Source organism: Kitasatospora sp. NPDC056531, assembly GCF_042794375.1.
Classification (GTDB): domain Bacteria; phylum Actinomycetota; class Actinomycetes; order Streptomycetales; family Streptomycetaceae; genus Kitasatospora.
Window position 1 is genome coordinate 21,558 of record NZ_JBHTTU010000041.1, and the last position, 25,167, is coordinate 46,724.

At 71.5% G+C, this 25,167-nt stretch carries 23 protein-coding genes and 2 tRNA genes; 15 read left to right on the plus strand and 10 right to left on the minus strand.

The window, feature by feature from the left end:
- The first annotated feature begins 94 nt into the window (after positions 1 to 94).
- Positions 95 to 1,096 (plus strand): ornithine carbamoyltransferase, encoded by a 1,002-nt coding sequence (argF, locus tag ACFQ87_RS28480; protein WP_380613698.1) that lies wholly within the window; start codon positions 95 to 97, stop codon positions 1,094 to 1,096.
- Between the two features lie 35 nt (positions 1,097 to 1,131).
- Here argF and ACFQ87_RS28485 read toward each other — a convergent pair whose 3' ends face one another.
- The 5 genes from ACFQ87_RS28485 to ACFQ87_RS28505 form a co-directional block, all read right to left on the minus strand.
- Positions 1,132 to 1,665: a superoxide dismutase family protein gene (locus ACFQ87_RS28485; RefSeq protein ID WP_380613699.1), complete on the minus strand. Its 534-nt coding sequence runs from the start codon at positions 1,663 to 1,665 to the stop codon at positions 1,132 to 1,134.
- 102 nt (positions 1,666 to 1,767) lie between these two features.
- Positions 1,768 to 2,175 (minus strand): type II toxin-antitoxin system VapC family toxin, encoded by a 408-nt coding sequence (locus tag ACFQ87_RS28490; protein ID WP_380613700.1) that lies wholly within the window; start codon positions 2,173 to 2,175, stop codon positions 1,768 to 1,770.
- 59 nt (positions 2,176 to 2,234) lie between these two features.
- Entirely contained in the window at positions 2,235 to 3,290 is a 1,056-nt protein-coding gene (locus ACFQ87_RS28495) for a hypothetical protein (RefSeq protein WP_380613701.1), read from the minus strand.
- Between the two features lie 36 nt (positions 3,291 to 3,326).
- Positions 3,327 to 3,851 (minus strand): SigE family RNA polymerase sigma factor, encoded by a 525-nt coding sequence (locus ACFQ87_RS28500; protein ID WP_380613702.1) that lies wholly within the window; start codon positions 3,849 to 3,851, stop codon positions 3,327 to 3,329.
- Positions 3,852 to 3,965: 114 nt separating this feature from the next.
- The gene (locus ACFQ87_RS28505) at positions 3,966 to 4,313 is read right to left on the minus strand and encodes a hypothetical protein (RefSeq protein WP_380613703.1); all 348 of its coding nucleotides are present in this window, start codon (positions 4,311 to 4,313) and stop codon (positions 3,966 to 3,968) included.
- A 30-nt stretch (positions 4,314 to 4,343) separates the two neighbouring features.
- Here ACFQ87_RS28505 and ACFQ87_RS28510 point away from each other — a divergent pair, with 30 nt between their 5' ends.
- From ACFQ87_RS28510 to acnA, 3 genes are all read left to right on the plus strand, one after another.
- Positions 4,344 to 5,357, plus strand: coding sequence for a hypothetical protein (locus tag ACFQ87_RS28510; protein ID WP_380613704.1), 1,014 nt, complete (start codon positions 4,344 to 4,346; stop codon positions 5,355 to 5,357).
- On the plus strand, positions 5,354 to 5,512 hold the full coding sequence (locus tag ACFQ87_RS28515; protein WP_380613705.1) for a hypothetical protein: 159 nt from the start codon (positions 5,354 to 5,356) through the stop codon (positions 5,510 to 5,512). The genes ACFQ87_RS28510 and ACFQ87_RS28515 overlap by 4 nt, the downstream gene beginning before the upstream one ends.
- A gap of 224 nt (positions 5,513 to 5,736) precedes the next feature.
- Positions 5,737 to 8,382: an aconitate hydratase AcnA gene (gene acnA / locus ACFQ87_RS28520; protein WP_380613706.1), complete on the plus strand. Its 2,646-nt coding sequence runs from the start codon at positions 5,737 to 5,739 to the stop codon at positions 8,380 to 8,382.
- A gap of 176 nt (positions 8,383 to 8,558) precedes the next feature.
- Here acnA and pepN read toward each other — a convergent pair whose 3' ends face one another.
- A complete protein-coding gene (gene pepN / locus ACFQ87_RS28525; RefSeq protein WP_380613707.1) occupies positions 8,559 to 11,150 on the minus strand; it encodes an aminopeptidase N in 2,592 nt (863 codons plus the stop codon).
- A gap of 219 nt (positions 11,151 to 11,369) precedes the next feature.
- Between pepN and ACFQ87_RS28530 the strand changes: the two genes are divergently transcribed.
- Positions 11,370 to 12,002: a DsbA family protein gene (locus tag ACFQ87_RS28530; RefSeq protein WP_380613708.1), complete on the plus strand. Its 633-nt coding sequence runs from the start codon at positions 11,370 to 11,372 to the stop codon at positions 12,000 to 12,002.
- A 72-nt stretch (positions 12,003 to 12,074) separates the two neighbouring features.
- On the opposite strand, the gene ACFQ87_RS28535 is transcribed toward ACFQ87_RS28530, so the two are convergent.
- Positions 12,075 to 13,496 (minus strand): amino acid permease, encoded by a 1,422-nt coding sequence (locus ACFQ87_RS28535; protein ID WP_380613709.1) that lies wholly within the window; start codon positions 13,494 to 13,496, stop codon positions 12,075 to 12,077.
- 267 nt (positions 13,497 to 13,763) lie between these two features.
- Between ACFQ87_RS28535 and ACFQ87_RS28540 the strand changes: the two genes are divergently transcribed.
- From ACFQ87_RS28540 to ACFQ87_RS28555, 4 genes are all read left to right on the plus strand, one after another.
- Positions 13,764 to 14,363, plus strand: a complete 600-nt coding sequence (locus tag ACFQ87_RS28540) for a biotin transporter BioY (protein WP_380613710.1) — start codon at positions 13,764 to 13,766, stop codon at positions 14,361 to 14,363.
- Positions 14,364 to 14,409: 46 nt separating this feature from the next.
- Entirely contained in the window at positions 14,410 to 14,895 is a 486-nt protein-coding gene (locus ACFQ87_RS28545; protein WP_380613711.1) for a ribose-5-phosphate isomerase, read from the plus strand.
- Between the two features lie 334 nt (positions 14,896 to 15,229).
- Positions 15,230 to 16,456 carry a PP2C family protein-serine/threonine phosphatase gene (locus ACFQ87_RS28550; protein ID WP_380613712.1) on the plus strand — a complete coding sequence of 409 codons (1,227 nt, stop codon included), beginning with the start codon at positions 15,230 to 15,232 and terminating at the stop codon, positions 16,454 to 16,456.
- A 595-nt stretch (positions 16,457 to 17,051) separates the two neighbouring features.
- Positions 17,052 to 17,249 (plus strand): hypothetical protein, encoded by a 198-nt coding sequence (locus ACFQ87_RS28555; RefSeq protein WP_380613713.1) that lies wholly within the window; start codon positions 17,052 to 17,054, stop codon positions 17,247 to 17,249.
- A 72-nt stretch (positions 17,250 to 17,321) separates the two neighbouring features.
- On the opposite strand, the gene ACFQ87_RS28560 is transcribed toward ACFQ87_RS28555, so the two are convergent.
- Positions 17,322 to 18,113 carry a DUF6348 family protein gene (locus ACFQ87_RS28560; protein WP_380613714.1) on the minus strand — a complete coding sequence of 264 codons (792 nt, stop codon included), beginning with the start codon at positions 18,111 to 18,113 and terminating at the stop codon, positions 17,322 to 17,324.
- A gap of 201 nt (positions 18,114 to 18,314) precedes the next feature.
- Here ACFQ87_RS28560 and ACFQ87_RS28565 point away from each other — a divergent pair, with 201 nt between their 5' ends.
- Complete coding sequence (locus ACFQ87_RS28565; protein ID WP_380613715.1) at positions 18,315 to 18,875, plus strand: hypothetical protein; 561 nt, start codon at positions 18,315 to 18,317, stop codon at positions 18,873 to 18,875.
- 76 nt (positions 18,876 to 18,951) lie between these two features.
- On the opposite strand, the gene ACFQ87_RS28570 is transcribed toward ACFQ87_RS28565, so the two are convergent.
- Positions 18,952 to 19,022: transfer RNA gene (locus ACFQ87_RS28570), tRNA-Gly, on the minus strand.
- 159 nt (positions 19,023 to 19,181) lie between these two features.
- Between ACFQ87_RS28570 and ACFQ87_RS28575 the strand changes: the two genes are divergently transcribed.
- The 5 genes from ACFQ87_RS28575 (at position 19,182) to clpX (ending at position 24,224) form a co-directional block, all read left to right on the plus strand.
- A tRNA-Pro gene (locus ACFQ87_RS28575) sits at positions 19,182 to 19,255 on the plus strand.
- Between the two features lie 298 nt (positions 19,256 to 19,553).
- Entirely contained in the window at positions 19,554 to 20,930 is a 1,377-nt protein-coding gene (tig, locus tag ACFQ87_RS28580) for a trigger factor (RefSeq protein ID WP_380613716.1), read from the plus strand.
- A gap of 420 nt (positions 20,931 to 21,350) precedes the next feature.
- A complete protein-coding gene (locus ACFQ87_RS28585) occupies positions 21,351 to 21,968 on the plus strand; it encodes an ATP-dependent Clp protease proteolytic subunit (RefSeq protein ID WP_380613737.1) in 618 nt (205 codons plus the stop codon).
- 56 nt (positions 21,969 to 22,024) lie between these two features.
- Positions 22,025 to 22,687 (plus strand): ATP-dependent Clp protease proteolytic subunit, encoded by a 663-nt coding sequence (locus tag ACFQ87_RS28590; protein ID WP_153460658.1) that lies wholly within the window; start codon positions 22,025 to 22,027, stop codon positions 22,685 to 22,687.
- A gap of 247 nt (positions 22,688 to 22,934) precedes the next feature.
- Positions 22,935 to 24,224, plus strand: a complete 1,290-nt coding sequence (gene clpX, locus ACFQ87_RS28595) for an ATP-dependent Clp protease ATP-binding subunit ClpX (protein WP_063347569.1) — start codon at positions 22,935 to 22,937, stop codon at positions 24,222 to 24,224.
- Between the two features lie 68 nt (positions 24,225 to 24,292).
- Here clpX and ACFQ87_RS28600 read toward each other — a convergent pair whose 3' ends face one another.
- Positions 24,293 to 25,117 (minus strand): hypothetical protein, encoded by an 825-nt coding sequence (locus ACFQ87_RS28600; protein WP_380613717.1) that lies wholly within the window; start codon positions 25,115 to 25,117, stop codon positions 24,293 to 24,295.
- Between the last annotated feature and the right edge of the window lie 50 nt (positions 25,118 to 25,167).

A 25,167-nucleotide genomic window follows, 5' to 3' on the forward strand; every position in this document is an offset into this window, starting at 1 on the left:
CTCCCCCTTCGTTCACCGCCATTCTGTATAGAAATTCCATCTGTCGTATACACTTGCCGCCTTCCTTGTAGTCCCGTCACCCCAGGAGCCCGGTATGGCCTTCAACCTCCGGAACAGGCACTTCCTCAAGGAGCTCGACTTCACGCCCCAGGAGTTCCGCTTCCTGGTGGACCTCGCCGCCGGGCTCAAGGCGGCCAAGTATGCGGGCACCGAGCAGCCCCGGCTGCGCGGCAAGAACATCGCGCTGATCTTCGAGAAGACCTCCACCCGCACCCGCTGCGCCTTCGAGGTCGCCGCCCACGACCAGGGCGCCACCACCACCTACCTGGACCCGGCCGGCTCGCAGATCGGCCACAAGGAGTCGGTGAAGGACACCGCCCGGGTGCTGGGTCGGATGTTCGACGGGATCGAGTACCGCGGCCACGGCCAGGAGATCGTCGAGGAGCTGGCCGAGTACGCCGGCGTCCCGGTCTGGAACGGCCTGACCGACGAGTGGCACCCCACCCAGATGCTGGCCGACGTGCTCACCGTCACCGAGCACACCGCCAAGCCGCTCACCGAGGTCGCCCTCGCCTACCTGGGCGACGCCCGCTCCAACATGGGCAACTCGCTGCTGGTGACCGGCGCTCTGCTCGGTATGGACATCCGGATCGTCGCCCCGCGCGCCCTCTGGCCGACCGAGGACGTGCGGAAGGCCGCCGAGCAGCTGGCCGAGGAGACCGGCGCGCGGATCACCCTGACCGAGGACGTGGCCGAGGGCGTGGCCGGCGCCGACTTCCTCTACACCGACGTCTGGGTGTCGATGGGCGAGCCCAAGGAGGTCTGGGCGGAGCGGATCGAGCTGCTCAAGCCGTACCAGGTGTCGGTGGACACCGTCCGGGCGACCGGCAACCCGGACGTGAAGTTCCTGCACTGCCTGCCCGCGTTCCACGACCTCGGCACCGTGGTCGGACGGCAGATGTACGACGTGACCGGCATGACCGAGCTGGAGTGCACCGACGAGCTGTTCGAGTCGGCGCACTCCATCGTGTTCGACCAGGCCGAGAACCGCCTGCACACCATCAAGGCGGTCCTGGTCGCCACCCTGGGCTCCTGAACGAACGGACCGGCTGCCCCCGGGGAGCCGACCGGCTACTTCTCCAGCCGGACGCAGGCCGCCCGGTCGCCCGCCGCGTGCGGCCCGGCCGGGGTGCCCGCGTGCAGTACCAGCGAGCGAGCCTTGCCCGGCCGCGGCCGCCAGTCCACCGCGGCCGAGGCGGTGCCGTCGCCCCGCCCGTCGGTGCGCAGCACCAGCCGCAGCTCGTTGCGGGCGTTGGCGTACGCCGGGTCGGTGGACGGCTGCACCGGGTCGACCACGTCCTGGTAGTGCGGGCCGGAGGCGGCCGGGTCCGCCCCGCAGCTGCCGGTGTGCAGGTGCACCGGGAACTCGTGGCCGGGGGCGAGCCCGGCCACCGTCAGGGTGATCACCGTCCGCCCGGGCACCGAGCGGTCGGTGACCACCCGGGCGTGCGAGCCGTACGGCACCAGGTCGTCCGCGTAGCTGATCGCGGCCGGTGGGACGAAGGCGGTCGCCGGGTCGAAGTGCGCGTCCAGGACGGAGACCGGCGAGGCGGCGGGGGCGAGCAGGGCCAGCGGCAGCAGGGCGGCGGCGAACTGAGCGGGCATCGGGACGGGCCTTCCACGGGCAGGGCGACGGTCACCCTGCTAACGCGGCCGGAGCGCCGAGGACACCCCCGGTCCGCCTCGCGCCTGGCGCCGAGGACACCCTCAGTCCGCGTCCCGCCGGATCCCCCGGATCTCGCAGCGCGGCCCGCTGGCCCGCATCAGCCGCAGGTCGGCGGTGACCAGCGGCACCCCGTACTGCTCGGCGACCGCGACGTACGCGGCGTCGTCCGGCGTGAGGTTGTCCTTGAGCTCCCAGATCCGGCCGAGCAGCGGCGCCACCTCGACCTTGCGGATCGTCACCGCCGCGAGCTCCCCGGTGAGTTCGGCGACCCGCTCGGCGGTCAGCTCCTTGGCCAGGTAGAGCCCGCGCAGCGACTGCATCACCTCGATGACGATGTGCTCGGGCGCCAACCACTCGCCGTCGGCGGCGAGTTCGGCGCGGGCCCGGGCCCCGCGCGGGCCCTGGTCGGCGAGCGCCAGCACCAGCGCGGATGCGTCCACCACGATCATCAGTCGGCCCCTGCCCGTTTCCGCACGTCAACTCACCGGCCACCGTACCGGGACGGGCCTCAGCCCTGGTCGGCGGGCTTCGTGACGGGCGTCGCGGTGGGGAGGGGGGACGGCATGTTCCGTTCCGGCGTGTCGTCGTGGAACGGCCGGATCGTCTGCTCGGCCTGCTTCGCCTCCTCCGGCGTGATCCATTCCTGGTAGCCGGTGGCCATGACGGCGGCCTTCAACTGGTCGAGGGTGAGCGGCAACCCGTCCCGGAGCACGACGGGCCCGCCCTGGTAGGTGATCAGTCGCGTGTTGGAGGCGGTGACCGTCACCTTGGTGTTGTCCGGCCGCAGCAGGCTGGCGTTGCGGGAGACGGTGGCGCCGACGGCCCGTTCGGTGAGGACCAGGTGACTGCCGTCCGGGAGGACGCTGCCGGAGCAGGAGCGGAGCTGCCCGGTCGCGTTCAGCTTGTCGCAGCTGAAGTAGTCGTCGTAGCCGATGATGTACGGATCGGAGCCGGGGCCCACGGGGTGGGAGCCCGGCCGGAACTGCGCGCCGATGCCTCCCTCGACGACGATGCCGACCTCGGCCGGTCCGGTGCCGTCGTCGTAGGTCAGACGGGCCCGGACCATTACGTCCTTCCGCTCGGGGCCGGTCCAGCCCACCGTCTGGGAGTAGCCGGCGTAGCCCGACGTCCGACCGTTCGCCGGCAGCGCCCGGGACAGGGCGAGCAGTGTGGCGTGGCCGGTCAGGCCGACCTTGCCCGCGTTGGGGCCGTTGCCCGGAAGCGGTTGTTCGGCGCCGTCGTCCGACTCCCGGACCGGCTGGGGGTCCTTCTTGTCGGGAGTCGCCGCGGCCGACGACGGCGATGGCGAAGCCGAGGGTGATGCCGAGGCGGCGGCCACAGTGGCAGAAGCGCCTCCGCCCGCCCGCAGGGCGACCGAGCCGCCGACGGCCAGCGCGGCCACCGCCGTCACGGCGGCGGCGACCGTCAGCCGGCGGCGGCGCCGGATCGAGCGCCCCTGCTGCGCGCCCGCGGCGATCAGCGGGCCCAGGTCGGGGCCGACACCGTGCATCGCCTGCTCGAAGGTGGCGGACAGCCTGTGGCCGTCCACGTCAGGCTCGTTCATGGTGAGGTTCCTTTCAGAGACCAGGTGGTGGTGGACTCAGGAGCGGGTGAGCTGCTCGGCCGCGTCCGGGCCGAGGGCGGTGCGCAGCCGGCCGAGGGCGCGCAGGGCCTGGCTGCGCACCGCCCCGGCGCTCAGGCCGAGTTCGGCGGCGGTCTCCTCGACGCTGCGGTCCTCCCAGTAGCGCAGGACGAGTACGGCCCGGTCCCGGGGCGGGAGTTCGGCGAGGGCGGTGAGCAGGGTGACGCGCAGCGCCGGGTCGCCCTCGGGGCAGACGCCCTCCGGCAGTTCGCCGAGGGCGGGTCGTTCGCCGGTGCGGCGCAGCCGGCGGTGGGAGAGGTAGGAGCGGACGAGTGTGCTGCGGGCGTACGCGTCCTGGTTCTCGGCCCGGCGGACCTTGGACCAGGAGGCGTAGAGCTTGGCCAGGGTGACCTGGGTGAGGTCCTCGGCGAGGTGCCAGTCGCCGCACAGCAGTACGGCGGTGCGGAAGAGTCGCTGCCCCCGGCTGTGCGCGAAGCTCTCGAACTCCGCGCTCTCCTCGGCCCGTCGCGTCTTCCTGATCACTGCTGTCCCCTCGAACCCCGTGATGTGGTGGGCTCCGCACCATCTGCGCACGGCGCGCCCTCTGCGCACGGTTAGACGCCCGAGCCCGGAGACCGCGTTACGGGCCGTCGGCGGTCAGGTCCCGAGCAGCAGCCCCGCCAGCAGCGAGGTCGCGTTGGCGGTGAGGGAGGCGATCCAGGGCAGCGGGTCGCGCGGGCGCAGTCCGGTGACCGGGCACAGCAGCAGTGCCTCGACCACGACGACCGACGTCTCGCTGAGCGCGAAGCCCGTCCAGTACGCTGCGGCGGGTCCGTCGGTCCAGTGCCGGAGGGTCCACCAGAGCAGCGGATGCGTCGCCAGGTTGACCAGCACGCCGGCTGCGGCGGCCCGCGCCGGGCGCACCCGCCCGATCCGGGTGAGGGCGGCGGTGTAGACGGGTGTCTCGGTCAGCAGGGTGAGGGCGAGGGCCACCGGGTAGCGCACGGCGGGGATCGTGCCACGGGGAGGGGGAGCATGGCGACCACGGGGATCCGAGCGGGCACCGGAGTCGGCCCCTGGCCCGCGCCCGGCCCGACGGCCCGGCTGTCCGCCGCGCCGTTCGCGGGCTTCGCGCTGTCGGCCGTCCTGGCGCTGGCGCTGGCCCTGCGCGCGCCGACCGGTCTGGCGGTGCTGGGTCTGGCCGCCTTCGGCCTGCTGCACAACGTGCTGGAGCTGCGCTACGTGGCCGGCCGCTTCGCCGCGGTGCTGGCCGGTCCGCTGCTGCGGCTGCTGCTGGCGCTGGTGACCGGGATCGTGGTGTGCCGCCTGCTGCCGCCCTCCCGACTGTCCCAGTCGGCGGAGATCCTGCTCGCCTACGGCCTGTTGGCGGCGGCCTGCTGGTACGGCCTGCGCGGCCGGCCGCGGCTGCTGGTGGTGAGCGGCGTCGGCCTGGCGGGTGCGGGCGCCGCCTCGCTGGCCTTCCCGGCGTACCACTTCGTGGTGCTGGCGCATCTGCACAACGTGGTGCCGCTGCTGTTCCTGGCCGAGTGGTCGCGCCGGCTGGCTCGGGGGCGCGCGGCGTTCCTGGCGCTGCAGTTCGGTTGGGTGCTGCTGGTTCCGGCTCTGCTGCTGAGCGGGCTGTTGGACGGAGTGCTGTCCCAGCGCCCCGGCGGCTGGACGGACAGGTTGGCCGCCGCCTACACCCCGCCGGCCTGGCTGAGCCCGGAGGGCGGTCTGCGGTTCCTGGCGGTGTTCGCCTTCCTGCAGACGATGCACTACGTGGTCTGGGTGTGGTTCCTGCCGCGGTACGCGCCGGAGGCGGCGGAGCGCTTCGAAGCCCGAGTGCCGTCCTTGCGCGGGGCTCGGGCCTGGGCGCTGGGGGCGGGCGCGGGCGCGCTGCTGGCCCTGTTGTTCGTCGTGGATTACGCCCAGGGTCGCTCGGTGTACGCGGCGCTGGCCAGTTACCACGCCTATCTGGAGTTCCCGGTGCTGCTGATGCTGGTCCTGGGCCTGGGCGCGGACCAGGCGGATGAGAAGGAGAAGGAATGAGCACGATGACCCTGCTGGCGGACATCGCCCCCTCGCCGACCGGCGGCTCCGGTGGTGAGCTGGTGGTGGTGCTGTTGGTGGCCGCCGCCGTCGTGGCGGGAGCGGTCTGGCTGATCCGGCTGGAGCGCAAGCGTCGCGGCCCGGACGGCCGGTGACCTGCGCGGTCGCACCCCGGGGCATGCCTGCGGTGGTGATGGCGGCGGCATGCACTATGGTTTATCTCGACATCGAGATAACTGCCCCTTACGATATATCTCGACATCAAGATACTTGCCGAGAGGCGCTCCCCGGCGATGCGGGCAAGGTCAGCCCAAGTAAGGCTGACCTTACCACCGCGTGACGGCCGGACTAAGCACGAAGCACCCAGAAGGAGTCAGTCGTGTCCGCGAACAGCTTCGACGCCCGCAGCTCGCTGCAGGTGGGCGACGAGTCGTACGAGATCTTCAAGCTCTCCGCCGTCGAGGGTTCCGAGCGGCTGCCCTACAGCCTCAAGGTGCTGCTGGAGAACCTGCTCCGCACGGAGGACGGCGCGAACATCACCGCCGACCACATCCGCGCCCTCGGCAACTGGGACGCCGACGCCCAGCCGAGCCAGGAGATCCAGTTCACTCCGGCCCGCGTGATCATGCAGGACTTCACCGGTGTGCCGTGCGTGGTCGACCTCGCCACCATGCGTGAGGCCGTCAAGGAGCTGGGCGGCGACCCGGCCAAGATCAACCCGCTGGCCCCGGCCGAGCTGGTCATCGACCACTCCGTCATCGCCGACAAGTTCGGCACCAAGGACGCCTTCACCCAGAACGTCGAGATCGAGTACGGCCGCAACAAGGAGCGCTACCAGTTCCTGCGCTGGGGCCAGACCGCCTTCGACGAGTTCAAGGTCGTCCCGCCGGGCACCGGCATCGTCCACCAGGTGAACATCGAGCACCTGGCCCGCACCGTCATGGTCCGCGGCGGCCAGGCCTACCCGGACACCTGCGTCGGCACCGACTCGCACACCACCATGGTCAACGGCCTGGGCGTGCTGGGCTGGGGCGTCGGCGGCATCGAGGCCGAGGCCGCGATGCTGGGCCAGCCGGTCTCCATGCTGATCCCGCGCGTGGTCGGCTTCAAGCTGACCGGCCAGCTGCCGGCCGGCACCACCGCCACCGACCTGGTGCTCACCATCACCGAGATGCTGCGCAAGCACGGTGTGGTCGGCAAGTTCGTCGAGTTCTACGGCGACGGCATCGGCGCCATCCCGCTGGCCAACCGCGCCACCATCGGCAACATGTCGCCGGAGTTCGGTTCGACCTGCGCGATCTTCCCGATCGACGCCGAGACCATCAACTACCTCAAGCTCACCGGCCGCGACGAGCAGCAGCTCGCCCTGGTCGAGGCGTACGCCAAGGAGCAGGGCCTCTGGCACGACCCGTCGGTCGAGCCGGTCTACTCCGAGTACCTGGAGCTGGACGTCTCCACCGTCGTCCCGTCGATCTCCGGCCCGAAGCGCCCGCAGGACCGCGTGATCCTGGCCGAGGCCGCCCAGAAGTTCGCCGAGGCGCTGCCGACCTACTCCGCCGAGGCCTCGAAGCCGACCGCCGTCACCGCCCCCGACGGCTCGACCTACGAGATCGACAACGGCGCGGTCGTGATCGCCTCGATCACCTCCTGCACCAACACCTCCAACCCCTCCGTCATGCTGGGCGCCGCCCTGCTGGCGAAGAAGGCCGTGGAGCGGGGCCTGCAGGTCAAGCCCTGGGTCAAGACCACCCTGGCGCCGGGCTCCAAGGTCGTCATGGACTACTACGAGAAGGCCGGCCTGCTCCCGTACATGGAGAAGCTGGGCTTCAACCTGGTCGGCTACGGCTGCGTCACCTGCATCGGCAACTCGGGCCCGCTGCCCGAGGAGGTCTCGGCCGCCGTCAACGAGTCCGACCTCGCGGTCGTCTCGGTGCTCTCCGGCAACCGCAACTTCGAGGGCCGGATCAACCCCGACGTCAAGATGAACTACCTGGCCTCCCCGCCGCTGGTGGTCGCCTACGCCCTCGCCGGCAACATGAACGTCGACATCACCAAGGACGCCCTGGGCAAGGACGCCGACGGCAACGACGTCTTCCTCTCCGACATCTGGCCGTCGGAGCAGGAGGTCGCCGACACCGTCGCGGGCTCCATCGACCAGGACATGTTCGACAAGGGCTACCAGGACGTCTTCGCCGGTGACTACCGCTGGCAGTCGCTCCCGGTCCCGACCGGCAACACCTTCGAGTGGGACGCCGAGTCCACCTACGTCCGCAAGCCCCCGTACTTCGAGGGCATGGCCAAGACCCCGAGCCCGGTGACCGACATCGCCGACGCCCGCGTCCTGGCCAAGCTGGGCGACTCGGTCACCACCGACCACATCTCCCCGGCCGGCAACATCAAGCCGGGCACCCCGGCGGCGCAGTACCTGACCGCCAACGGTGTCGAGAAGCGTGACTTCAACTCCTACGGCTCGCGCCGCGGCAACCACGAGGTCATGATCCGCGGCACCTTCGCCAACATCCGTCTGCGCAACCAGATCGCGCCGGGCACCGAGGGCGGCTACACCCGCGACTTCACCCAGGCCGACGGCCCGGTGTCGTTCATCTACGACGCCTCGCAGAACTACCAGGCCGCCGGCACCCCGCTGGTCGTCCTGGCCGGCAAGGAGTACGGCTCCGGCTCGTCCCGCGACTGGGCCGCCAAGGGCACCGCGCTGCTCGGCGTCAAGGCCGTCATCGCCGAGTCCTACGAGCGCATCCACCGCTCGAACCTGATCGGCATGGGCGTCCTGCCGCTGCAGTTCCCGGAGGGCGAGAACGCCGACTCCCTCGGCCTGACCGGCGAGGAGACCTTCTCCATCACCGGCGTGACCGAGCTCAACGAGGGCCGCACCCCCAAGACCGTCAAGGTCAAGGCCGGTGAGAAGGAGTTCGACGCGGTCGTCCGCATCGACACCCCCGGTGAGGCGGACTACTACCGCAACGGCGGCATCCTGCAGTACGTGCTGCGCTCGCTCATCGGTTAATCAGGCACAGGGCTGAGCCCGAGCGCCTCAGGGAGGCCGGACCGCACCCCGCGGTCCGGCCTCCTCGCGGTTTCCTCGCCCGCGAAGGGGCCGGCGACGCCGCCCGAGCGGAGCTGACGCCGTGGTCCACGCCGAAGGGCCCGCCGTGTACGGCGGGCCCTTCGGTCACCTGTGGATCAGGCGCGGTCGCAGGACTGCGCCCGCAGCGCGCGGGCCAGGTCGTCCCGGCGCTCCAGCACCAGGCGGCGCAGCGCCGGCGCCGCCTGCGGGTGGCCGGACAGCCAGGCGTCGGCCTCGGCCAGGGTCTGCTCGTCGGTCTGGGCGATCGGGAAGAAGCCGCCGACGATCCGCATCGCGATCTCGATGGTCCGCTCGGCCCAGACCTTCTCCAGCAGCTTGAAGTACGGCGCCGCGTAGAGGACGGTCAGGTCGCGCTGGGCCGGGATCGAGAAGCCCGCGGTGTTGGCCTCGACCATGGCGCTCGGCAGTTCGTCCGAGTCGAGCACGGCCGACCAGGCGGCGGCCTTGGCCTCCGGGGTGGGCCGGGCGGCCAGGCACTGGGTGTACTGGCGCTTGCCGCCCGCGGTGTTGTCGGCGGCCAGCTCCTCGGCCAGCTCCTCGTCGGCGGCCTGCCCGGCGGCGGCCAGCGCCAGCCACAGCGACCAGCGCAGCTCCTGGTCGACCTCCAGCCCGTCGATCCGGGCGCTGCCGGTCAGCAGGCCGCGGACCAGACCGAGGTGCTCGGCGCCGCCCGCGGTCTGGGCCAGGAAGCGGGCCCAGGCCAGCTGGTGGTCGCTGCCGGGAACGGCCTCGCGCAGCTCGCGCAGGGCGCCGTCGGCGAGCTGCCGGGCACCCTCGGCACGCCACTCGGGGGCGGCGTACAGGTCGACGGCGGTCTTGGCCTGGGCGTGCAGCGACTGCAGCACGCCGATGTTGCCCTCCTGGCCGGCGAAGCGCAGCACCAGGGCGACGTAGTCGCGGGCCGGCATCAGGCCGTCCCGGGTGAGGTTCCAGACGGCGGACCAGGCGAGCGCGCGGGCCAGCTCGTCGCGGATGTCGCCGAGGCCGGTGCGCAGGGCCTCCAGCGATTCGGCGTCGAAGCGGATCTTGCAGTAGGTCAGGTCCTCGTCGTTGAGCAGGACCAGGGCCGGGCGCGGGCGGCCGACCGCCTCGGTGACGACCGTACGGGTGCCGGTGACGTCCAGCTCGATCCGCTCGGTGCGCACCAGGGCGCCGTCGGCGTCCCGGTCGTACAGGCCGACCGCGATCCGGTGCGGGCGCAGTACGCCACGCGACGGAGTCGCAGGATCGTCCGCGGTGTCCTGGAGCACGGCCAGCTCGGTGATCCGGCCCTCGGCGTCGGTGGTGACCTGCGGGGTGAGCGCGTTGACCCCGGCGGTCTGCAGCCAGGCGGCGGCCCAGCTCTTCAGGTCGCGCCCGCCGGTCTCCTCCAGCACGCCCAGCAGGTCGGCCAGTTCGGTGTTGCCGAAGGCGTGCCGCTTGAAGTAGCGCCGGGCGCCCTCGAAGAAGGCCTCCGAACCGACGTACGCGACCAACTGCTTGAGGACGGAGGCGCCCTTGGCGTAGGTGATGCCGTCGAAGTTGAGCTTGGCGTCCTCGAGGTCGCGGATGTCGGCGGTGATCGGGTGGGTGGTGGGGAACTGGTCCTGCCGGTAGGCCCAGGCCTTGCGCTGGTTGGCGAAGGTGACCCAGGCGGAGGAGTACCGGGTGCGGGCGCCGATCAGGCCGTAGGAGCCCATGAAGTCGGCGAAGGACTCCTTCAGCCACAGGTCGTCCCACCAGCGCGGGGTGACCAGGTCGCCGAACCACATGTGCGCCATCTCGTGCAGGACGACGTTGGCGCGGGCCTCGTAGGCGGCGTCGGTGACCTTCGAGCGGAAGACGAACTCCTCCTTGAAGGTCACGCAGCCCGGGTTCTCCATCGCGCCGATGTTGTACTCGGGGACAAAGGCCTGGTCGTACTTGCCGAAGGGGTACGGGAAGTCGAACTCCTCGTGGAAGAAGTCGAGTCCGAGCTTGGTGACGCCGAGGATCTCGTCCGCGTCGAAGTACGGCGCGAGCGACTTGCGGCACATCGCGGAGAGCGGGATCTCCAGGGTGGTGCCGTCGGCGAGTTCGAGGCTGTAGTGGTCGCGGGCGACGTGGTACGGGCCGGCCACCACGGCGGTGAGGTAGGTGGAGATCGGCTTGGTCGGCGCGAACTCCCAGGTGCGGGCGGCGCCTTCCTCGGTCACGCTCTCGTGCACGGCGTTGGACCACACGTCCCAGGCGGCCGGGGCGGTCACCGTGAAGCTGAACGGGGCCTTCAGGTCGGGCTGTTCGAAGTTCGCGAACACCCGGCGGGCGTCGGCCGGCTCGTAGTGGGTGTAGAGGTAGGTCTCGCCGTCCGCCGGGTCGACGAAGCGGTGCAGGCCCTCGCCGGTGCGGCTGTAGGCGCAGTCGGCCTCGACGGTGAGGACGTTCTCCGCGGCCAGGCCGTCGACGTGCACCCGGGCGCCGTCGTAGGCGGTCGCCGGGTCCAGGGCACGGCCGTTGAGAGTGATCGAGCGGACGGCCGGGGCGAGCAGGTCGAGGAAGGTGGCGGCGCCGGGCTGGGAGCAGCGGAAGGCGACGGTGGTGGTGGAGCGGAAGGTGGCGGCGGCCGGGTCGGGGGCCGAGGTCACGTCCAGCCGGACCCGGTAGCCGTCCACGGCCAGGATGCCGGCTCGCTGTTGTGCTTCGTCGCGGCTCAGGTTCTTGCCCGGCACGGCGGTACTCCTTTGTCCGGCTCGTACGGTGGTGCGTCCGTGGATGTCCCGTGCGCGGTGTGCGCCGTGCACGCAGGGGCATCCTTTCACGCCCGCCCCGGCCAGTACCATTGCACAGGCCGTCAGGTCGGGGCCGGAATCACCGGCGCCGGACGGGTGTTGGGGCTGGGTGGGGGAACACCCCGCTGCCTCGGATCACCGCACGAAGGACGAGACCCAGTGACGACTGCCGCTGAGCGCAAGACCGCCGACTTCTGGTTCGACCCGGCCTGCCCGTGGGCGTGGATGACGTCCCGCTGGCTGATCGAGGTCCAGCAGCTGCGCCCGGTCGACGTGAACTGGCACGTGATGAGCCTGTCGGTGCTCAACGAGCACCGCGACCTGCCGCAGGAGTACCGCGAGCTGCTGGACAACGCCTGGGGCGCGGTGCGGGTCTGCATCGCGGCCGCCCAGCAGCACGGCGAGGAGGTGCTGGGCCGGCTCTACACCGAGCTGGGCCTGCGCTTCCACAACCAGGGCCTGCCGCAGAACCGGGAGACCATCCAGGCCGCCCTGGTGGCCGCCGGCCTGCCCGCCGAGCTGGCGGACGCGGCCGACACCGACGCGTACGACGAGGCCCTGCGCGCCTCGCACAAGGAGGGCATCACCCTGGTCGGCGAGGACGTCGGCACCCCGGTGATCGCGGTCGAGGGCGCGGACGGCGAGCGGGTGGCCTTCTTCGGCCCGGTCGTCACCCCGGCCCCGAAGGGCGAGGCAGCGGCCCGGCTCTGGGACGGCACCCTGCTGGTGGCCTCCACCCCGGGCTTCTACGAGATCAAGCGCACCCGTACGGCGGGCCCGTCCTTCGAGTAGGTCCGTCCGGCACGCGGAAGGGCCCGGTACCGAGCGTGTGGCGGTACCGGGCCCTTCCGCGTGTCCCGGGGCTCAGCGCGCGGCCGCGTCCCGGCGCTGCTTGAGCAGGCCGGCGGCGCTCAGCAGCGCGACCAGCACCCCGGCCGCGTACAGCTGCTGGCGGTTGCCGTCGGTGGTGGTCATCAGCGCGAGGATGCCGACCACCGCGGCCGTCGCGATCCAGGTCAGGTACGGGTAGCCCCACATCTTCACGGTGAGCAGCTCGGGCGCCTCGCGCTCCAGCCGGCGGCGCATCCGCAGCTGGACGATGCAGATGAACAGCCAGACCACCAGGATCGCCACGCCGGTGGTGTTCATCAGCCAGGTGAACACGGTGGCGGGCCAGAACTTGGCGGCCAGCACGGCGCCGAAGCCGAACAGGCAGGAGGCCAGCACGGCCCGGCGCGGCACCCCGCCGCTGACCTTGGCCAGCGCCTTGGGGCCCTGGCCGCGGCCGACCAGCGAGTACGCCATCCGGGAGGCGCCGTAGATGTTGGCGTTCATGGCGGACAGCAGCGCGATCAGCACCACCGCCTCCATGATCGTCCCGGCCGCGGGCACCCCGAGGTGGCGCAGCACCGTGACGTACGGGCCGTCGGCGACGACCGCCGGGTCCTTCCAGGAGACCAGGGTGACCACCAGGGCCATCGAGCCGATGTAGAAGATCGCGATCCGCCACACGGCCGTGCGCACCGCGTTGGCGACGTTCTTCTTGGGGTCGTCGGACTCGGCCGCGGCGATGGTCACCGTCTCCAGGCCGCCGTAGGCGAACACCGAGGCGAGCAGGCCGACGATCAGCCCGCTGACGCCGTTGGGCAGGAAGCCGCCCTGCCCGGTGAGGTTGCCAGCGCCGGGGGCGCCGGGGCCGATCACCCCGGCGACGCCGAGCGCGCCGAGGACCAGGAAGGCGACGATCGCGGCGACCTTGATGGTGGCGAACCAGAACTCGAACTCGCCGAAGTTCTTCACCGCGGTCAGGTTGCTGACGCAGAAGAAGACCATGAACAGCCCGACCCAGACCCAGGCGGAGACGCCGGGGATCCAGCCGTTGACGATCTTCCCGGCCGCGGTGGCCTCGGCGGCGACGCCGCAGCAGAGCATCACCCAGTACATCCAGCCGGCCGTGATCCCGGCCCAGGGGCCGATCTCCTTCTCGGCGTGCACCGAGAACGAGCCGGAGGCCGGACGGGCGGCGGACATCTCCCCGAGCATCCGCATGATCAGCATGACCAGCAGGCCGGAGAGGGCGAAGGCGAGGATGATCGCCGGACCGGCGGCCGCGATGCCGGCGCCCGAGCCGACGAACAGGCCGGCGCCGATGACGCCGCCGAGGGCGATCATCGACAGGTGGCGCTGCTTGAGCCCGTGGCTGAGCTGCTGGCCGGACGCCGGGCCGGCGTCCGGCTGGGCGGCGTCGGTGGTCCCGGACGCCGTGGGCGCGGAGGTGGGGGCCATAGGGGTGGATCCAGACTGTGCGGAATGCGGCATGAGCTGTCCAATATCCGGGGACCCCTCCGGTCATGCCAACAATGTCCACTTCCGGCCCACCATGCGGACCGGGTCGCACCCCGGCGTGACCGACCGATTGCGGAACGTCGCTTCGGGTCGGTTCCGACAACGCCCGAGGGCGGGGCTTTGTCCGAAACCGTGGCGGCGACGCAGTGGATCACCGCGTAGGTTCACAGGTGTTCACTCACCTGGACCCGTACGGAGGATCCCCCGATGGCCACTGCCACCACCCCGATAGCGCGCCGCGCCGTCCTCGCCGACCTGCTGCCCGCCGCCTCCACCCGCCTCGGCGCGCAGGCCCGTGACCTCGCCCTGGTGGTCGGCGGCGCCGCGCTGACCGGTGTGGCCGCCCAGCTGTCGGTCAACGTCCCCGGCTCGCCGGTGCCGGTCACCGGCCAGACCTTCGCCGCCCTGCTGGTCGGCACCGCGCTCGGCGCCCGCCGCGGCGTCGCCTCGCTCGCCCTCTACCTGCTGGCCGGCATGGCGGGCATGCCCTGGTTCGCCGAGGGCACCTCCGGCTGGGCCATGCCCTCCTTCGGCTACGTGCTCGGCTTCGTCCTCGCCGCCGCCCTGACCGGCGCGCTGGCCCGCCGCGGCGCCGACCGCACCCCGGTGAACACCGCCGTCACCATGGTCCTCGGCAGCCTCGCCATCTACGCGGTCGGCGTGCCGTACCTGGCCTTCACCCTGCACGTGTCGCTCGCCCGCGCCGCCGAGCTCGGCCTCTACCCGTACCTGGTCGGCGACGCGCTCAAGGCGGCCTTCGCCGCCGGCGCGCTGCCGCTGGCCTGGAAGCTGCTCGGCAAGCGCTGACACCCCGTTGTCGGGCCCGGGCGCGCGCGCATGCCACACTCATGGCATGCGCGTGTACCTGGGCTCCGACCATGCCGGATACGAACTGAAGAACCACCTGGTGGAGTGGCTGAAGGAGGCCGGCCACGAGCCGGTCGACTGCGGGCCGCACATCTACGACGCCGAGGACGACTACCCGCCGTTCTGCCTGCGCGCCGCCGAGCGCACCGCCGCCGACGCGGAGGCCCTGGGCATCGTGATCGGCGGCTCGGGCAACGGCGAGGCGATCGCCGCCAACAAGGTCAAGGGCGTCCGTGCGGCGCTGGCCTGGAGCCTGCAGACCGCCGAGCTCGGCCGTCAGCACAACAACGCCAACGTGATCTCCATCGGCGGCCGCATGCACACGCAGGAGGAGGCCACCAAGTTCGTCGAGGTCTTCCTCAACACCCCCTACAGCGGCGAGCCGCGGCACACCCGCCGGATCGAGATGCTGAGCGAGTACGAGACCACCGGCGAACTCCCGCCGATCCCGGCCCACCACCCGCAGGGCTGATCCCGCCACCCACCCGCCCACGACGGCCGGCCGCACCCTCGGGTGCGACCGGCCGCCGCCGTTTCCGCCCCGGGGGCGCGGCGGAGATCCGCGAGACCCGCCCCGGCCCCCGGACCTGTGGGATCGGCCACAGGCCCCGGCGCACGCACACCCCCGCACGCGGGGCGCGCACGCCACTCGCAGGCTCCGTACGCCCAACCGGCGCATGCCTCCTGACGGCGCGCCCGGCACCGCTCCGATCGGCCGAAACCCGCTGAGCCCCCCGCGCGTCGACATCGCTGCCCGCCCCCGGGCCGTCGACGCCGGGCCGCACCCGTGGATAGGGTCGGGCCCCATGGCTGGCAGACCGCCGGGCGCACCGCCCCAGACGACTGCGACGAGGCCCGGCGCCGCCCCGGCGTCCGAGCCCGTGACGGCCCGGCTGCGCAAGAGGCTCCGCCGGGTCCGCCGAAGGCTGCGCACGGCCGGTGTCGACTACTTCCGCGGCGGCGCCGCCGACTGGCCGGTGCTCTGCGCGCTGGCCCTGCTCGTCCCGCTGCTGATCCTGCTCAACGTCTGGATCCCCGACTGGGCCCCGCCCACCGCCCTGGTCCTGCCGATCCTGGCCGGCGCGCTGCTGCTGCGCCCCGGCAGCCTGGTGGTGCTCTACGCGCTGGCCGCCCTCGGGCTGTCCGCCGAGTCCGTGATCCACACCGGCCAGCGGGTCGCCAGCGAGAACCCGGAGGCCTACGTCTACGGCGTGACCCCGGGCGCCGCCCTGGTGGTCGGCGCCGCCGGGGTGGGCGGCCTGCTGCTGGCCCAGTTCCGGGCCCGGGTCGGCGTTCCCTGGTGGGGCGGCTCCACCATGCTGTTCGACCTGCGCGAGCGGCTGCGGGTGCAGAGCCGGGTGCCCCGGCTGCCGGACGGCTGGCACGCCGACATGGCGCTGCGCCCGGCCGGCGGGCAGTCCTTCTCCGGGGACTTCGTGGTGGCCGCCCGCACCGGCCCCGGCCAGCGGCTGCTGGAGGTGGTCCTCGCGGACGTCTCCGGCAAGGGCATGGACGCCGGCTCCCGGGCGCTGCTGCTCTCCGGCGCCTTCGGCGGCCTGGTCGGCTCGCTGCCCGCGCACGACTTCCTGCCCGCCGCCAACGGCTACCTGCTGCGCCAGTCCTGGGAGGAGGGCTTCGCCACCGCCGTCCACCTGGTACTGGACCTGGACACCGGCGAGTACGAACTGCTCTCGGCCGGGCACCTGCCGGGCATGCAGCGACTGGCCGGCGCCGGACGCTGGGAGGTCAAGCAGGCCGAGGGACCGCTGCTCGGGATCTACGACGGCGCCAAGTTCGAGGGCGTGCGCGGCCGGCTGAACCGCGGCGACGTGCTGATGCTGTGCACCGACGGCATGGTGGAGGCGCCGGGCCGGGACCTCGCCGAGGGCATGGACCGGCTGATGGGGGAGGCGGACCGGCTGGTCCCCGGCGGCGGCCCGGGCAGCGGCGCGGGGGCCGCGGCCGCGCTGATCGAGACGGTGGCCCGGGACATCAACGACGACCGAGCGGTCCTGCTGCTCTGGCGCGACTGAGCTGTTACTCGCCCGCTCGCCTCCGGGGCGCTCGGACCCGGTGCCGACGGTCGGCGCTCCGGCGCTCGTACCTCGCTGGTCGCTTCTCCTTTTCGGCACCGGCGCGCCCCTTCGGCTCGGGGCGTGGGTTCGCGTCATGTGCCACCGGCAGCCTCGCTGTCAAGCCTGGCAGCTGATCTTCGGCCATATCGGGCGCCCCGTCGGCTGACCGGATCAGCGGCTTCCGCTCCCCGCCTCCGGGCGTTTCCCGGCCGCTCAGCACGCCCCGCCGACGATTCGTCAGGACGGCTCCGATATCGTCCCGGTCGGCGGAAACTCGTCTCGCATCGCAGGATATCGGCGTTGGGCTGACTGTCAGACCTTTACGCAATCGGCACGGTCGACCACACTGAGTCCGGGCGGGACTGTTCAGGATTCGGGGGATGGGGGGCGACACGTGCGGTACGGCAGACAGCGCTCGAGCGTGGGCTCCCTCACCGGCACTGCGCCGGACGGTCCGCGATTCCGCCTCGGGACCGTCGGACAGGCCGGGGTCCGGCTTCGCAGGTGCCGCCGGGCGGCGGCACCACGCTATGAAACGAGGAAGTGAGTCCGGGTGGCACTCTCCGTCTCCGCGCTGGTCCTGTTCGCGATCCTGTGCATCATCTTCATCCGGAACAAGCAGATGAAGATCGCCCATGGCATCGTCGCCGCCCTGTTCGGCTTCATGCTGCACGAGACGACCATGGCGGGCTCGATCAACTCCCTGCTGTCCAACCTGGCGCACAGCATCTCCAGCATCACCGGCGGCTGACCGGGTACGGGCCGCCGGGCTTCTCGCACCACGCCGGCCCCGAGCCGAAGGGGGCGAGCGGGCGAATCGCTCTCACCGGCCGGCCCGTCGGGCCTCCCGCCAGCGGGCGAACAGACCCCGGGGGCGCATCGCCGCCGGGGCCGGGACGCGCACGGGTGCGGGTGCCGCGGCACCCGCCGGCGCGGCCGTGACCGGTGCTGTCCGCTCCGCCGTCAACAGCACGAACAGCCGTGCCCAGCACAGCCGTTCGCCCCGCGGCCAGTCCAGCGCGCGCAGCGCCGCGGAGGCCGCCTCCGACACCTCGCCGCCCACCCGGACCTCGGCGACGTCGTCGCCCGCCTTCCCGCCCAGGAAGAGCTTCACCCCCACCGGGCCCGGCCCGGCCAGCTCCGCCCGCAGCGCGGGCGCCAGCGCCGGCAGCACCCGGTGCTCGGCGAGCCAGGCCGCCAGGTGCTCGTTGCCGAAGCCGAACACCGCCGCCGGCCCCTGCACCGCGTGCCAGCCCGGGAGTTGGGGCAGATCGGCGTGGTCGGCGTGCACCCCGCGGCCCTCGGCCAGCTCGACCAGCACCGAGGCGGTGGTGGTCGCCCACATCTTCACCGCGTTCGCGAGCTTCTCCTCCTCGGTCTTGCCGAGGCCCGCCGCGCAGTCCCACACCACCGGCGCGTCCGCCCGGCCCAGCTGCAGCACGAAGCCGAGGTCCACGTGCCCGGCGCCGTCGTCCCCGGGGTGCTCGCGCACCGCCACCGCCGTGGTGCCCGGGCCGCGCACGATCTCGCCGTCCGGATGGAACTCCTGACCCAGTCGCGCCATCTCCCGGACCACGCAGCGCTGTATGACGGCCAGTCGCTCCTGCGGACGCACCGGGACTCCTCCACCTAGGGAGCGCGCCGGCTGCGGCCGCGCTCGAACTGCGCTCGAACTGCGCTCGAACGCCGCCGAGGCTATCGGCCCGACCGCCAACCGGGAAACCGTTCGCGCAGGCCCACCCTCCGGTCGCGGAAATGTTCCGAATGCCCCACTTTGGTGAGCGGAACCTGAAGGCCGCCCGCCTGGAGAGCCCGCATGCCCCGCACCGACCTGACGCCCCTTCCGCAGCTCCCGGCCCCCCTGTCGGGGCTGCCGGCGGGCCCGGACGGCTCCGGCCTGGTCGCCGAGATCGAGGCGTACCTCGCCTCGCTGCCGGCCCCTGCGCGCACCCCGGCGCCGTACGTCTGCCGGTACGGCAGCACCCTGCGCCCCTGGAACGCCGGCCACCCGGCGCCCCGGGCCACCCTGCTCGACCGGGCGCTGCGCCGGCCCGCCCGTCCCGTCCCGGTCAGCGCCGCCGACCACCTGCGGCTCGCCTCCCGCTTCATCGGCGCCCACGGCTGGCTGCAGGGAGCGATGTGGGACCACTCCGGCCGGGTCTGCCTGCTCGGCGCCCAGGCCGCCGTCCTGGCGTACGGCTACGGCACCCCGGCGACCGTGCGCACCGCCCGGGCCCAGCTGATGGAGGTGCTGCACGCCACCGGGCGCCCGGCACGCTCCCCGGACGAGTACAACGACCGCCCCACCACCCGGGAGGGTGACATCCACCAGCTGCTCGACCGGGCCGCCGCCCGGGCCGCCCGGCTCGGGCTCTGATCCCGCCGGGAACCCCGGACACGCCGAAAACGCCGACGGCCCCGATGCGCTGGGCGCACCGGGGCCGGGCCGGAAGAGCGGGCGACGAGAATCGAACTCGCGTGACTAGTTTGGAAGACTAGGGCTCTACCATTGAGCTACGCCCGCGCGACCCCCCGGGCCGTTTCCGGCCGGAAGTTCGGGAGACAGCGTACCTGGTCCGGTCGCTCCTGTGCACACCGCATTCCCCGCGAACCCGCTTGCGCCCCGCCCCGAAATAGTCGGCGAGCCGTACAGGCCCGGCGTGTACGCTTCCTCTCGGCACCACGGGGTGTGGCGCAGTTTGGTAGCGCGTCCGCTTTGGGAGCGGAAGGCCGTCGGTTCGAATCCGGTCACCCCGACAGTGAGTGCGGCAGGGTCTCGCCCATCGGGGCGGGGCCCTGTTCTGTCGGGGCGGTACGGTGGCGTCTGGCGTCCGCCTTTCGTGGTACCGGTAGGATGGGGCGCTGGCGGTAGTCCCTGTGGCGTCCACCCAGGTCAACCGCACGAGGGCGAGGAGTCACGCTCACCGTCCGCCCACGGGAGATGCAGCTCCAACCGCCCATCGCCCGTCTCGCCCGAACCGCCCGTACCGGCCCCGTCCGAACGGAACGGAACAGGCGGAGACAATCTGACCGCAAGCCCATAGGAGACCTAACCGTGAAGAGCGCCGTCGAGACTCTGAACCCGACCCGGGTTCGACTCACCGTCGAGGTGCCCTTCGAGGAGCTCAAGCCCAGCCTCGACGCGGCGTACAAGAAGATCAACCAGCAGGTCACGGTTCCGGGCTTCCGCAAGGGCAAGATCCCGGCTCGCGTCATCGACCAGCGTTTCGGCCGTGGCGCCGTGCTGGAGGAGGCCGTCAACGACGCCCTGCCGCGCTTCTACACGCAGGCCGTCGACGAGGGCAAGATCGAGGTCCTCGGCCAGCCCGACATCACCAACATCGAGGGTGTCGAGAAGATCGCCGACGGTGGTGACCTGAAGTTCACCGCCGAGGTGGACATCCGCCCGGAGATCACCCTGCCGGAGTTCTCCTCCATCGAGGTGACCGTCGACCCGATCGCCGTCTCCGACGAGGACATCGAGAAGTCGCTCGAGCAGCTGCGCGAGCGCTTCTCCTCGGTCAAGGACGTCGAGCGCGCCGCCGCTGCCGGCGACATCGTGGTCGTTGACCTGGTCGCCAAGGTCGACGGCGAGGTGCCGGAGGACGGCACCGCGAACGGCGTCAGCTACGAGATCGGCTCGGGCCGCCTGATCGACGGCATCGACGAGGCCGTGACCGGCCTGTCCGCCGGCGAGGAGAAGACCTTCAGCACCGAGCTCAAGGGTGGCACCCAGGCGGGCAAGACCTCCGAGGTCACCGTCACCGTCACCACCGTCCAGGAGAAGGAGCTGCCGGAGCTGGACGACGAGTTCGCCCAGCTGGCCAGCGAGTTCGACACCCTGGAGGACCTGCGCGCCGACTCCCGCAAGCGCCTGGAGCGCATGAAGGAGTACGACCAGGCCACCCAGGCCCAGGAGAAGGTGCTGGACGCGCTGCTCGCGCTGGTTGAGATCGAGTACCCCGAGAAGCTCCTCAAGGACGAGATCGAGACCCGCAAGCACAACGTCGAGCACCACCAGCTCGAGCCGATGGGCCTGAACCTCGACACCTACCTGGAGACCCAGGGCAAGACCCGCGAGGAGTGGGACGCGGAGATCGAGGAGCAGGCGAAGAAGGGCATCAAGACCCAGTTCGTCCTGGACCAGATCGTCGCCAACGAGGAGCTGGGTGTTAACCAGGAGGAGCTCACCGAGCACCTCATCCGCCGCGCCGCCGGCTCCGGCCTCACCCCGGACCAGTTCGCCCAGCAGGTCGTCCAGGGCGGCCAGGTTCCGCTGCTGGTCGGCGAGGTCGCCCGCGGCAAGGCGCTGGCCACCGTGGTCGAGGCCGCCAAGGTCGTCGACACCGAGGGCAACGAGATCAACTTCGACGACGAGGACGAGACGGGCGAGACCGTCGAGGCCGCCGCCGAGGAGAACACCGAGGCCTGAGCCCCGGTAGCCCCCTGAGGCAGCCCAGCGGGGGAAGGGGAGGGGAGGGGGGGGGGGGAACGGCCGGTGTCCCCCCCACACCCACCACACCACCCCCCCACCCACACACCACCCGCGCTGGGGGGGGGCGGCCGGAAGAGAGGGGGGGGGGGGCCTGGGGGGCCCCGGGGGGGGAGAAGGGGTGCCCGGGCTTTCTCCTTTCCCTTGGCCCCGCTGTCGTCCCCCCGCGCACCGCCGCGACCCTGCGCTCACAGCGAACAGTTCTGCGTGAGGGATTCTGCGGCCCGGCCTGCGCGTTAGGGTCCTTGGACAGCAACAATCACGACGTGATACCCGGAAGCTGTGCGACACCGCGACGGCCGTGGAGCGACCGTCCAAATCGACTGAGCAGGTGGCTAAGTGACGTTCCCGCAGATGCAGATGCCTGGCCCGATGGCGCCGCACGCCGCCGCTGGTGACGTGCTCGGCGGCCTCGGCGACCAGGTCTACAACCGGCTGCTGGGCGAGCGGATCATCTTCCTCGGCCAGCAGGTCGACGACGACATCGCCAACAAGATCACCGCCCAGCTGCTGCTGCTGGCCGCGGACCCGGACAAGGACATCTTCCTCTACATCAACTCCCCGGGTGGCTCGATCTCGGCCGGCATGGCGATCTACGACACCATGCAGTACATCAAGAACGACGTCGTCACCATCGCGATGGGCATGGCCGCCTCGATGGGCCAGTTCCTGCTGACCGCCGGCGCCAAGGGCAAGCGCTTCTCGCTGCCGAACGCCAACATCCTGATGCACCAGCCCTCCGCGGGCCTCGGCGGCTCCGCCACCGACATCCGCATCCAGGCCGAGCAGCTGCTCCGCACCAAGAAGCGGATGTCCGAGCTGATCGCGTTCCACAGCGGCCAGTCCTTCGAGCAGATCACCAGGGACTCCGACCGCGACCGCTGGTTCACGCCGGAGGAGGCCCTGGAGTACGGCCTGATCGACGCGATCATGCACAGCGCCGCGGACGTCCCCGGCGGCGGCGGCACGGGCGCCTGAGCCTCGGCCCGGCCCACGAGACCACAGCCCCAACGCCCCGGAGGACAAGAACCCCCATGAACATCCCCAGCCTGTCGGCCGCCAAGGCCCGCGTCGAGGACATGCGCGCCGAGGGCCGATACATCGTCCCGCGCTTCGTCGAGCGCACCACGCAGGGCATCCGCGAGTACGACCCGTACGCCAAGCTGTTCGAGGAGCGCATCATCTTCCTCGGCTCGCAGGTGGACGACGTCTCGGCGAACGACATCATGGCGCAGCTGCTGTGCCTGGAGTCGATGGACCCGGACCGCGAGATCCAGATGTACATCAACTCGCCCGGCGGCTCGTTCACGGCCCTGACGGCCATCTACGACACGATGCAGTACGTGAAGCCGGACATCACCACGGTCTGCATGGGCCAGGCGGCCTCCGCCGCGGCCGTGCTGCTCGCCGCCGGCACCCCCGGCAAGCGGATGGCGCTGCCGAACGCCCGCATCCTGATCCACCAGCCGTACACCGAGACCGGCCGCGGCCAGGTGTCCGACCTGGAGATCCAGGCCAAGGAGATCTTCCGGATGCGCGAGCAGCTGGAGGAGATGCTCTCCAAGCACTCCAACAAGTCGGTCGAGCAGGTGCGCGAGGACATCGAGCGCGACAAGATCCTGACCGCCGAGGAGGCCGTCGAGTACGGTCTGGTCGACCAGATCATCTCCACCCGCAAGACCTCGCTGACCTCCTGAGGCCGGCACCGTCGGGGCGGGACGCGCACCCGGTCGCGCGTCCCGCCCCGACCCGTCGGCGGGCTCTGGCACGGCATCTGTTCGGTATCAATTCGCCCAGGGCGTAGGGCAGACCCGGCGAAGAGGACGGAATCACCAGCCCGGCAGAGTACCGTCGGATAGCGAGACCGAGCGCCGTCGGCGCGGACGGTCCACAGCACCAGGCCCCGGAACCCCTGCGGGGCCCCTGGCGAAGGGGAAGCACCTCGTGGCACGCATCGGAGACGGTGGCGACCTGCTCAAGTGCTCGTTCTGCGGCAAGTCGCAGAAGCAGGTGAAGAAGCTGATCGCCGGCCCAGGCGTGTACATCTGCGACGAGTGCATCGACCTGTGCAACGAGATCATCGAGGAGGAACTCGCCGAGACCTCCGAGGTCCGCTTCGAGGAACTGCCGAAGCCGCGCGAGATCTACGAGTTCCTGGACCAGTACGTGGTCGGGCAGGACCTCGCCAAGAAGGCGCTGTCGGTGGCCGTCTACAACCACTACAAGCGGGTCCAGGCCGGCGAGGCCGGGCGCAGCGGCGGCAACGGCCGCGAGGACGCCATCGAGCTGGCCAAGTCGAACATCCTGCTGCTGGGCCCCACGGGCTCCGGCAAGACCCTGCTGGCGCAGACCCTGGCCCGGATGCTGAACGTGCCCTTCGCGATCGCGGACGCCACCGCGCTGACCGAGGCCGGCTACGTCGGCGAGGACGTCGAGAACATCCTGCTCAAGCTGATCCAGGCGGCCGACTACGACGTCAAGAAGGCCGAGACCGGGATCATCTACATCGACGAGATCGACAAGGTCGCCCGCAAGAGCGAGAACCCGTCGATCACCCGCGACGTCTCCGGCGAGGGCGTGCAGCAGGCGCTGCTGAAGATCCTGGAGGGCACCACCGCCTCGGTGCCGCCGCAGGGCGGGCGCAAGCACCCGCACCAGGAGTTCATCCAGATCGACACCACCAACGTGCTGTTCATCGTCGGCGGCGCGTTCGCCGGCCTGGAGCGGATCATCGAGGGCCGTGCGGGTGCCAAGGGCATCGGCTTCGGCGCCAACATCCGCTCCAAGCGCGAGTCGGACGCCAGCGACCACTTCCGCCAGGTGATGCCCGAGGACCTGGTGAAGTTCGGCATGATCCCCGAGTTCATCGGCCGTCTGCCGGTGATCACCAGCGTGCACAACCTCGACCGCGAGGCGCTGCTGCAGATCCTCACCGAGCCGAAGAACGCGCTGGTCAAGCAGTACCGCAAGCTCTTCGAACTGGACGGCGTGGAGCTGGAGTTCTCCCGGGACGCGCTGGAGGCGATCGCCGACCAGGCGATCCTGCGCGGCACCGGCGCGCGCGGTCTGCGGGCCATCATGGAGGAGGTGCTGATGTCCGTGATGTACGAGGTGCCCTCGCGCCAGGACGTCGCCCGCGTGGTGGTCACCGGGGACGTGGTCTCCAAGCACGCCATCCCCACCCTCGTCCCGCGCGACATGATCAAGCGCGAGCGCCGCGAGAAGAGCGCCTGACCCGACGGCAGTCACGCAAGGGGCCCCGCACCGGATCCGGTGCGGGGCCCCTTCGCATGACGTGCCCGTTACTTGGCGACCTTCATGGCGTCGCGGATCGCCCGGGTCTTCTCCGCGGCCTGGTCCGGGGTGATGCCCTGGTTGGTGTCACCGCCGGTGCTGCCCAGGCTGAGGTGGGTGAAGGTGACCCGGCCGAAGGTGGACTTGTCCGCCCACACGCAGATCGTCGGCCCGGGCTTGCCCGCGATGACGCTGGCCACGCCGCAGCTGAGCTTGCCCGCGGAGGCGTGGCTGTCCTGCGCGGGGTAGTCGGTCATCGGCGTGGTCCAGGTCAGTCCGCCGCTGTCCTTCTTCGAGTCGGCGATGATCTGGTCCGGGTCGTTGAGGTCCCCATAGATGCCGATGATCGACAGCGAGTCCATGTTCTTGATGTCGGCGCCCTTGCTGTAGCTGGCGCCCAGCCCGTGCAGGTCCTTGCCGAACTTCGCCGCCTGGGGGTTGCTCATGTCGGCGGGCTGGTCCTTCGCCGACTTCTGGACGTAGCCGTCCAGCAGCGTCTGCGGGGCGGTGAGCTTGTACTGGCCGCCCGCGTCGCTGCCGCCGAGGAACTTCCAGGCCGCGAAACCGCCGCCGCCCAGCACCAGGGCGCCGATCACCAGGCCGATCACCAGACCGCCCTTGCCCTTCTGCGGCTGCGTCGGGTAGCCCGGCTGCCCGTACGGCGCCTGCGGCGGCACGCCGTACGGCTGCTGCGGGGCGCCGTAGGGCTGCTGCTGCGGCGGGTATCCGTACTGGGGCTGCGGGGCGCCGTAGGGCTGCTGGGGCGGCGGGCCGCCATAAGGCTGACCGCCGTAAGGCTGACCCTGCGGATACTGCTGTCCCTGGCCGTACATCTGTCCTCGTGCTCCCCCGCCGCACCCGCGGCCGATCGTGGTGTTGGGTA